The organism is Amycolatopsis sp. NPDC104587 (assembly GCF_055583645.1).
In genome coordinates, this window is the sequence record NZ_JBVJNO010000018.1 from 119,790 (window position 1) to 129,074 (window position 9,285).

Below are 9,285 nucleotides of genomic sequence, written 5' to 3' on the forward strand. Positions count from 1 at the left end.
CGGATCGCGCGGCGCCGTTCTTTCTTCCGGTATTACAGGTCATCGCGGGCCTTGGTGGCGACCCTTGGCCACGGAGGACAATTAACGCGATTCTTGCGGCGGCAAAAGGGGGAACGGAGGGATGGGCGGCAGGCACCTCTGCCCGGCCGCCCCCGCCCCCTTGTGGTCAGGCCGCCGGCGCGGAGCCGGCGACGGTGAGCTCGTGGTCCACGGTTTCGGCCGGTCCCAGCACGAACGCCCGCACCAGTGGTGAGAGCAGCCGTTCGTCGGCCCCGTGGTGCCAGTGGGCGAGCAGGCCGGCGTCGGCTACCTCCTCCACCAGCTGCTCGTCGCGTTCGGTCGCGACGGCGATCCGGTCCCCCGCCGGCGACCGGGCGAGCCGGCACAGCATCACGCGGGCGGCCGGGCTCAGCGTGCGGTACGCCGACCGCAGCGTCTCGAGCACCGACAGGTCGCCGATGCTCAGCCAGTCCAGCGCCTGCCCGTGGTCGCACCACTGCTCGACCACGCCCCGCAGGGTCAGGTGCGGGCGGGAGGCCATCTTGCGCAGCGCGATGTCCAGCGCCAGCGGCAGGTCGCCGCAGAACTCGGCCAGCCGGTCGCGCTCCGCGCCGCCGGCGAGGGCGAAGTGCGGCACCGCGGCGGTGATCATGGCGATCGAGTCACCGCGGGAGAGCGGGGCGAGCTGCAGGCGCCGGACGTCCCGCAGGCCCAGGAGCCGGTTGCGGCTGACCAGCAGGGTCGTGCTGGTCGCGGTCTCCGCGAGCAGCGGCCGCACCTGGCACTCGTCTTTGACGTTGTCGAGGAGGACGAGCAACCGCCGTTCCGCCAGCAGTGTGCGATACAGACCGGCGCGGTGGTCGAAGCTCCCTCCCAGCTGTTCGTCGGGTACCCCCAGTGCCCGGAGCAGTCCGTCGAGGACGTCGGCCAGTGCCGGCGCCGGCGGCGCCGCTCCCCCGTGCCGGGGGCCGCCCAGGTCGGCGTAGAGCTGCCCGTCGGCCCGTTCGGCGGCGGCCGCGTGGGCGTAGTGCAGGGCCAGGTCGCTCTTGCCCACCCCGGCCGGCCCGCTGATGACCACCGGGGTGTCCCCCGGAGTTCTCAGCCAGGCCAGCTCCGCCGCCCGGCCGGTGAACCCCCGCGGCCGCTGGGGCAGCTGCGCCGGGTGGGGCAGGTCGCCCCCGCGCCAGCGCAGCCACGGCTGTCTTTCCTTCCGCCCTCTCGAGGAGGGCTCCGGATAGCTTCCCGTCGCGGCGTACCAGTGTTGCCGCCAGGTCTGCTCGTCTCCGCCGCACGCCGCGACGAAGGCCAGCGCGACCTGCAGCGACGGCATGCGGTTGCCGCTCGCCGCGCTCGAGAGAACAGACGATGAGAACATCGCGGATCGTGCCATTTCACGATATGTCGGATTTCCCGCTTGTGCGCGCAAGGCCCTCAGTTCCTGTGCGAATTGGCTTGCGACACCACCTGCTGCGTTGACCGGCTTTTCGGGTCTGCCCATTACGTTTCCTTCCCCTAACTCACTTAGCGTCTCCGAATCGGTGTCCGGTCTCTACCGCCGTTCGGGGGTCACGTTAGGCTTTTCGTGTGAACGACTTACACGCAGAGTTAAGACGTTGCCAGTTTCACGCTTCTTTAAAGTGCAACAATTGCCTCTTGGGGCGGCTGGAATTACGTCCGAATGGTTGCGGTGAACGGAGACCATCCGGGTCATCGGCCGACGGGTGAGCCCGAACGGCCGATGACCCGGTTACTCCATCAGGGAACCAGGCCTTGCTCAGGCCGTGACAACCCGCGTACGCGACGCTGTCATGCCGAGGAACGCGCAGAGGGCGGCGACGATCCCGAGCACTCCGCACAACCACCACACGCCGTTACCCAGCGCAACCCACGCGGTGACCCCGAACAGCGGACCCAGGGCCATTCCCAATCCGAAAGTGGCCTGGTGGGCACTGATGTACCGCGCTTTCACCGCGGCGGGAAAGGACGACGGGTAAGCGAACATCGTCGGGCCGTTGACCATGATCCCGAAGACGAAGACGATCGTGCACGCCACCAGCGCCACGGCCGAGCCGCCGCTGATCCCGAAGCCGGCGACCCCGAGGCCCATCAGCGCGGTGCCGGCGGTCGCGGCGACGTACCCCGGCCAGCGGGTGACGTAGGCGGTGATCTTCAGCTCGCACAGGATCAGCACCACCGACGCGGTGACGAGCACCGCGCTGTACAGCCCGGTCGAGTGCCCCTCGGCGCTGATCTTCAACGGCAGGGCGACGGTGTACTGGACGTAGATGATCGACCCGAGCAGGACCGAGGCCAGGAAGAACCCGAACCGCCCGTCCCGCAACAGGGTGGCGTACGCGAGGCGCGTTCCGCTCGACCGGCGTTCCCCCGGCTCCACGACCTCCCGCTCGATCTTGACCGAGGGCAGCAACCGGACCGCCATCAGCCCGTAGACGACGGCGGTGGCCGCGTCGAACCACAGCAGCAGGTTCCAGTCGACGAGGATGAGCGCCGCGGCGACCAGCGGACTGAGCGCCGCCCCCAGGTTGAGCGCGATCCGCATCATGGAGAATGCCATCACGCGGTCGTCGGCGGGCATCATCTCACTGAGCAGGATGGCCGCGGCGGGGCGATAGCTCTGGGTCGCGAGACCGGCCAGCAGCAGGCCGGCGATCAGCAGGCCGAACAGCGCCGGGCGGCTGAACAGCGGCACCAGCGCGAGGACGACGGCCGACCCGACCATGGCCGTCGTGATGGTGGCGCGGGGACCGACGCGGTGGACCAGCTCGCCGCCGACGAGCCCGCCGAGGATCGAGCCGACGCTGTAGGCGGCGATGACCACCCCGGCCTGGCCCGCGGAGAAGCCGCGGACGGTCAGGTACAGCACCATGAAGGTCTGCACGAACGCGCCGAGCTGGTTGACCAGCACCCCGGCGAGGAGGTAGCGGACCGGCGTGGGGGTGCGGCGGAGGACCGCCAGCACACCGGCGGGTTTGTTGATGGTCTCGGTCACGGCCGTGCCTCCAGGGCTAGCGGATGGGTTGTGCCGCACCGATTCGGCTGCACCGGGAGTGCGGACGTGCCCATTCCAGCCGCCGCGGGAGTTGACCGGGAGACTTGTCTGTACCGGAAAATCAAACTCAGCCCGCTCCGAGTTGCGAGTTCACCCGAAACGTGTAGGTAATACCGCGGAATCCGCCGTGCATGCGACCGGCCGGACGCAGCGGTTGCTGCATCCGGCCGTGGGTCGCGCGGGAGGCCCGGGTCAGAGGGCGACGACGAGCTCGTGGTCGATCTCGACGAACTCGACGATCAGGTCGGCGAACTGGCCGGCGATCAGCTTCTGGTAGGCCGAAGAGCCGGTGTGGGCGTCGTAGGCGGCCTGGTCCGCGAAGTGCTCGACGAACAGCAGGTAGTCGGTCTTGGCGGGGTCGCGGTACACGCGGAAGGAGACGGTGCCCTCTTCCTGACCGGGCCCCAGCGGCGCGAACTCCTCCACGAGCTTCTCGGCCTCGGCCTGCTTGCCCGGCTTGAGGGGGATGGGGAACACCTTCGCCAGCATGGGGAAACCTCTCTGTAGTGCGACGCCGGAGCGCGTCGCGGCTCGAGGGGAACTCTGGCCGAGATCCGCCGGAGCGGTCTCGCCAGATCCGGACACGATGCCGCCGGGAGTCGGTCACCGGAAAGCCGGTCATCGAGTTGCTTGCTGTCATGTCCGGATGTGGCTAGCGCCGCGGCCCCGGATCCCCTAGATCTGGGGTATGACAACTTTTTCGGCCGTCGTCACGACCGGCATCTACTGCCGGCCGGGGTGCGGCGCGAAGCCGCTGGCCGAGAACGTGAAGACGTTCGAGCTGGCGGCCGAGGCCGAAGCGGCGGGGTTCCGCGCCTGCCTGCGCTGCCGGCCCTACCGGGTGGCCGGCCCGGTCGGCGCCGACGCGCCGGAGCTCGTCTGCCGCGCGGTGCAGATGATCATCGCCGGCGCCCTCGACACCGGCACCGAAGCCGGGCTGGGCGAGCGGCTCGCCGTGTCGCCCCGGCACCTGCGCCGGCTGTTCAACGACCACCTCGGCGTGACGCCGGACCAGCTCGCCCGCTCCCGCCGGGCCCACTTCGCGCGGCGCCTGCTCGACGACTCGGACCTCACGGTCGCCGACGTCGCCTTCGCGTCCGGGTTCGGCAGCCTGCGCCAGTTCAACCGCGACATGAAGCTCGTCTTCCGCGCCTCCCCGGTCGAGCTGCGCAACCGGCGCCGCCGGGCCGACCGGCTCGCGGCCGACGGCGGCCTGGCCATGCGCCTCCCGTTCTCCCCGCCGCTGGACTGGGACACCCTCGCCTGCTACCTCGACGAGCACGCCGTGCCCGGCGTCGAGTCGGTGCGCGACGGGGTCTACCGGCGCACGATCAGCCTCGACGGCGAGGCCGGCGTCATCGAGGTCGAGCGGGGCGGTGACGACCACCTGCTGCTGCGGGCGCACCTGCCGTTCTGGGAAGGCCTGATCCACGTCGTCGACCGGGTCGGGGCGATGTTCGGCGTCGACACCGACACCCGGCCCGCGAAGGCGGCCTTCACCGGGGACGCGGTGATCGCGCCGCTGGTCGAAGCGCGGCCCGGGCTGCGGGTGCCGGGCGCGTGGGGCATGTTCGAGGTCGCCGTCGAAGCGGTGCTGAGCCAGTACAGCGCCCGGCCGCGGGTCCGGCGGCAGCTGGCCGCGCTGGTGACCGTGGCCGGCAAGCCGGTGTCCGGGCTCGACGACGGCCTGACCCACCTCTTCCCCTCCGCGGGGGTGCTCGCCGCCGCGGACCTGACCGCCGCCGGGCTGCCGGCGACGACCGCCCGGACGCTGCGCGCGTTCGCCGAAGCCGTCGCCGCGGACGAGACCCTGCTCGACGCCGGGCCGCCGCTCGCGGACTTCGTCACCGCGCTCACCGGCGTGCCGGGACTCGGCGAGAGCACGGCCCACCAGATCGCGCTGCGGCGCGGCTACCCCGACGCGTTCCCCGGCGCCGACCGGACGCTCTGCACCGCGCTGCTGGACAACGGCATCCTCGACGACAGCGTCGAGTTGGCCGCCCGGTGGCAGCCGTGGCGCGCGTTCGCCGCGTCCCACCTGATCGCGGCCGGCGTGCCCGTCCCGGTCGCCTGACTTCGGCACCGACGAAGAACACTGAGGAGAGATCCATGCACAGCACCCAGCGCGGCCTCGCCGAGACCCTGCGCTCCCTGCACGACCACCGCACCCTGGTGCTGCCGAACGCCTGGGACGCGGCCAGCGCGGCGATCGTCGCGCGGGCGGGCGCCCCGGCGATCGCCACCACGAGCGGCGGGGTGGCGTGGTCGGCGGGCCGCCCCGACGGCCACGGCCTCACCCGCGAGGAGATGGCCGAGCTGGTCGCCCGGATCGTGCGGGTGGTCGACGTCCCGGTGACCGCGGACATCGAGGGCGGGTACGGGCCGTCCGCCGAAGACGTCGCCGCGACCGTCCGCGCGGTCGTCGAGGCGGGCGCGGTCGGGGTCAACCTGGAGGACTCGACCGCCCCGGGCGGCCCGCTGTTCGACGTCGGCGCCCAGGTCGAGCGGATCCGCGCCGCCCGCACCGCGGCGACCGAAGCCGGGCTGCCCGAGCTGTGGATCAACATCCGCACCGACGTCTACCTCTTCGGGATCGGCGAGCCCGAAGGCCGCCTCGACGAGGTGCTCTCCCGCGCCGGCGCGTACGCGGGGGCGGGCGCCGACAGCCTGTTCGTCCCCGGGCTGGTCGACCTCGAGGTCCTGCGCACGCTGGTCGAGCAGAGCCCGCTGCCGGTCAACGTGATGGTGTGGCCCGGCGCGCCCACGGTGGCCGAGCTGGCGGCGGTGGGCGTCCGGCGCGTCAGCGTCGGCACGGCGATCGCCCAGGCCGCGTACGCGGTCGCCGAGCGCGCGGCGGCGGAGCTGCTCGAGAAGGGCACCTACGGCGCGCTCGAGGGCGGCCTGGACTTCGGCGCGGTCAACAGCGCCGTCACCCGCTGACCTTCCCCCAGCGGGTCGAAAGAGCCGCGACGAGACCTCCCGGTCTCGTCGCGGCTCTTTTTCGTGTGCGGACCCCGCTGTCAACCTGATTCATGCGCTATTGATTTTCCAGGGTGGACAAGGGTTTCTGCCAATCCACCCGGTGGCTTGAATGACTTCCACGCGGTACGGACCGAGTCCGCGACCAGCAACTCGACCCCCGTGAGGAAGTGATGTGATGACCGTCGTTGAGCCGCTGCCCGCCCGCCCCGGTGGCGACGACCTGGCCGCGCCTTCGACCGCCGCCGAGATCCTGGCCAGGGCCAAGGCGCTCGCCCCGGTGCTGCGCGAGCGGGCCGACGAGATCGAACAGGCCCGCCGGCTGCCCGCCGACGTCGTGGAGCTGCTGCGCGCCACCGGCGTGTTCCGGATGGGGTTCTCCCGGGACCGCGGAGGTCCGGAGCTCACGTCGATCGAGCAGACCGAAGTGGTCGAAGCCCTCGCCTACGGTGACACCGGCGCCGGCTGGTGCGCGATGATCGGTTCGGACACCGGGTTGTACGCCTCGTTCCTGGACCGGGCCGTCGCCGACGAGATGTTCCCCGACCTCGACATGGTGACCGCCGGGCTGCTCTTTCCCAACGGCCGCGCGGAGATCGTGCCCGGCGGCTACCGGCTCACCGGCCGCTGGCAGTTCGGCAGCGGTGTGACGCACGCGGACTGGGTGATCTCCGGCGCGTTCCTCTACCGCGACGGCCGGCCCGAGCCCGGCGCCGACGGGTCCGCGCACGACTCAATCCTGTTGATGGTGCCGAAATCCGACGTCGAGGTGGTCGACACCTGGCACACCACCGGCCTGGCCGGCAGCGGCAGCTGCGACTACACGATCACCGACGTCTTCGTGCCGGCCGAACGCGCGCTCACGTTCGCCGAAGTGCGGGGCGGCACGGGTCCGCTCGCCCAGCCCGAGGTGCACATGCGGAACATGCCGGGGGTCGCGCTCGGGGTCGCCCGGGCGGCGCTCGACCACGCCCGCGACGCCGCCGTCACCGCCGGCCGCGCCGACGACTACCGCACGCAGATCACCCTGGCCGACTGCGAAGCCGACTTCGCCGCCACGCGCCACGGCGTGTACGGGGCTTTGCGGCGCCAGCACGAAGTCCTGTCCGCCGGCGGCTCCCTCGACGACCTGACCCCCGCGGAACGCGCCGCCCTGCCGCTGTCGCGGCGGCACGCGTTCCGCACCGCGCGCTCCATCGTGACCCGCCTTTACGACCTGTTGCAGACGTCGGCGATCTACCGGCCTTCGCCGCTGGACCGCTGGCTGCGCGACACCACGACGATGTGCCAGCACATCGTGGCGCAGGACCGCATCCTGCAGACCGCCGGCGCCCACCTGCTCGGTGGCCGCCCCGCGTTCCCGCTGGCGCTCGGCATCACCTCGGCGCAGCGCTGAAGCACATCCGCCCCCACCGAAGGAAGAGACCGATGCGAAAGTTCCGGGCCGCCCTGTGCGCGGCCGCCGCGCTGGCCGTGACGCTCAGCGCGTGCAGCACCCCGACCGGCGACACCACCGCACCGCCCAAGGACGTCGGGGCCGCGGCCCCGGCCGCCGCCACCGACGCGAACATCGACCGCGACGCCGTCATCAGCTACAGCGAGACCGAGCCGGCGAACCCGCTCGTGCCCGGCAACACCACCGAGGTCGGCGGGATCAGCGTGCTGGGCACGCTCTTCCGCGGCCTGATCGAGTACGACGCCAAGACCGCCGAGCCGCGCAACGCCGTCGCGGACTCGATCACCACGACCGACTCGAAGGTCTGGACCGTCAAGCTCAAGCCGGGCTGGAAGTTCCACGACGGGACGCCGGTGACCGCGAAGAGCTTCGTCGACGCGTGGAACTACACCGCCTACTCCCCCAACCTGATGGCCGGGGCGAGCTATTTCTCGCACGTCGTGGGCTTCGCGGACGTCAACAACGCGACCGCCGACGGCAAGCAGCCGGCGAACCTGCCCGCGGCCAAGGAGCTGTCCGGCCTGAAGCTGGTCGACGACAGCACCTTCTCCGTGACGCTCGACGCGCCGTTCTCGGAGTTCGGCGTCCAGCTCGGGTACGCCGCGTTCTTCCCGATGCCGGCGAGCTTCTTCGCCGACCGCAAGGGCTTCGAGGCGCACCCGGTGGGCAACGGCCCGTTCAAGTTCGACTCCTACACCCCGGGCAAGGACCTCGTCGTCAAGCGGTTCGACGGCTTCTCGGGCTCGCAGAAGCCGAACATCGGCGGCATCGACTTCCGCTTCTACACCGACCTGGACCAGGCCTACGCCGACGTCATCGCGAACAAGCTCGACTTCCTGTCGTTCACGCCGTGGACGTCGACCCAGGGCGGCAAGATCAAGAAGGACCTGCCCGAGGACCGGCGCAAGACCTACACCTACCTCGGTTACCAGGCGATCGCGTTCCCGCTGTTCGACAAGCGCTACGACAGCCCGCAGTTCCGCCAGGCGATCTCCATGGCGATCGACCGGAAGGCCCTGATCCAGCAGGTGTTCAACGGCGGCCGCACGCCGGCCGACGGCCTGGTCGCCCCGAACGTGCAGGGCCACCTGGACAACCAGTGCGGCGAGCTGTGCACCTACGAGCCGCAGAAGGCCAAGCAGCTGTTCGACGCCTCCGGCTTCCAGGGTGACATCGAGCTGACGTCCAACATCGACTCCGGCAACCAGGAGTGGATGGAGGTCATCTGCAAGCAGATCCAGGCTTCGCTGGGCCGCACCTGCAAGTTCACCCCGCAGACCACCCTCGGCGACTTCCGCAAGAAGCTCAACGACCGCAGCGTCACCGGCATCTACCGCTCGGCGTGGGTCGCGGACTACCCGTCGATCGAGAACTTCCTCAACCCGCTGTTCCGCACCGGCGCGGCCTCCAACGTCGGCCAGTACTCCAACCCGAAGGTCGACGACCTGCTCAAGCAGGCCGACGCCGCGCCGTCGCAGAAGCAGGGCCAGGCCCTCTACCAGCAGGCGGAAAAGCTGGTGCTGGCCGACATGCCGACCATCCCGATCTGGTGGCAGTCCGGCACCGCGGCCTGGGCGTCGCGCCTGCACAACGTCCAGCCGACCCAGTTCCGCGAGCTCGACCTGTTCAGCGTGACCGTCAGCAAGTAGCCCCGTGGGGGGGGGGGGGGGGGGGGGGGGGGGGGGGCCGCCAAAAAAAAGGGAGAGAAAAAAAAAGCAACAAAGCGGGGGGGGGGAGGCGGGGTGGGGGGGGGGGGGAGAGAAAGCCCGGGAGCGGGGTT

At 71.0% G+C, this 9,285-nt stretch carries 7 protein-coding genes; 4 read left to right on the forward strand and 3 right to left on the reverse strand.

What is annotated here, in order from left to right; genetic code table 11:
• Positions 1-166: 166 nt before the first annotated feature.
• From ACZ61C_RS41395 to ACZ61C_RS41405, 3 genes are all read right to left on the reverse strand, one after another.
• Entirely contained in the window at positions 167-1,498 is a 1,332-nt protein-coding gene (locus ACZ61C_RS41395) for a helix-turn-helix domain-containing protein (RefSeq protein WP_465313412.1), read from the reverse strand.
• A 276-nt stretch (positions 1,499-1,774) separates the two neighbouring features.
• Complete coding sequence (locus tag ACZ61C_RS41400) at positions 1,775-3,010, reverse strand: MFS transporter (RefSeq protein WP_465313413.1); 1,236 nt, start codon at positions 3,008-3,010, stop codon at positions 1,775-1,777.
• 252 nt (positions 3,011-3,262) lie between these two features.
• Positions 3,263-3,559 carry a putative quinol monooxygenase gene (locus tag ACZ61C_RS41405; protein ID WP_465313414.1) on the reverse strand — a complete coding sequence of 99 codons (297 nt, stop codon included), beginning with the start codon at positions 3,557-3,559 and terminating at the stop codon, positions 3,263-3,265.
• A 199-nt stretch (positions 3,560-3,758) separates the two neighbouring features.
• Here ACZ61C_RS41405 and ACZ61C_RS41410 point away from each other — a divergent pair, with 199 nt between their 5' ends.
• From ACZ61C_RS41410 to ACZ61C_RS41425, 4 genes are all read left to right on the forward strand, one after another.
• Positions 3,759-5,144 carry an AlkA N-terminal domain-containing protein gene (locus ACZ61C_RS41410; RefSeq protein WP_465313415.1) on the forward strand — a complete coding sequence of 462 codons (1,386 nt, stop codon included), beginning with the start codon at positions 3,759-3,761 and terminating at the stop codon, positions 5,142-5,144.
• 35 nt (positions 5,145-5,179) lie between these two features.
• A complete protein-coding gene (locus ACZ61C_RS41415) occupies positions 5,180-6,010 on the forward strand; it encodes an isocitrate lyase/PEP mutase family protein (protein ID WP_465313416.1) in 831 nt (276 codons plus the stop codon).
• Positions 6,011-6,227: 217 nt separating this feature from the next.
• Positions 6,228-7,445, forward strand: coding sequence for an acyl-CoA dehydrogenase family protein (locus ACZ61C_RS41420; protein ID WP_465313417.1), 1,218 nt, complete (start codon positions 6,228-6,230; stop codon positions 7,443-7,445).
• A 32-nt stretch (positions 7,446-7,477) separates the two neighbouring features.
• Entirely contained in the window at positions 7,478-9,154 is a 1,677-nt protein-coding gene (locus tag ACZ61C_RS41425) for a peptide ABC transporter substrate-binding protein (protein ID WP_465313418.1), read from the forward strand.
• Positions 9,155-9,285: the final 131 nt, after the last annotated feature.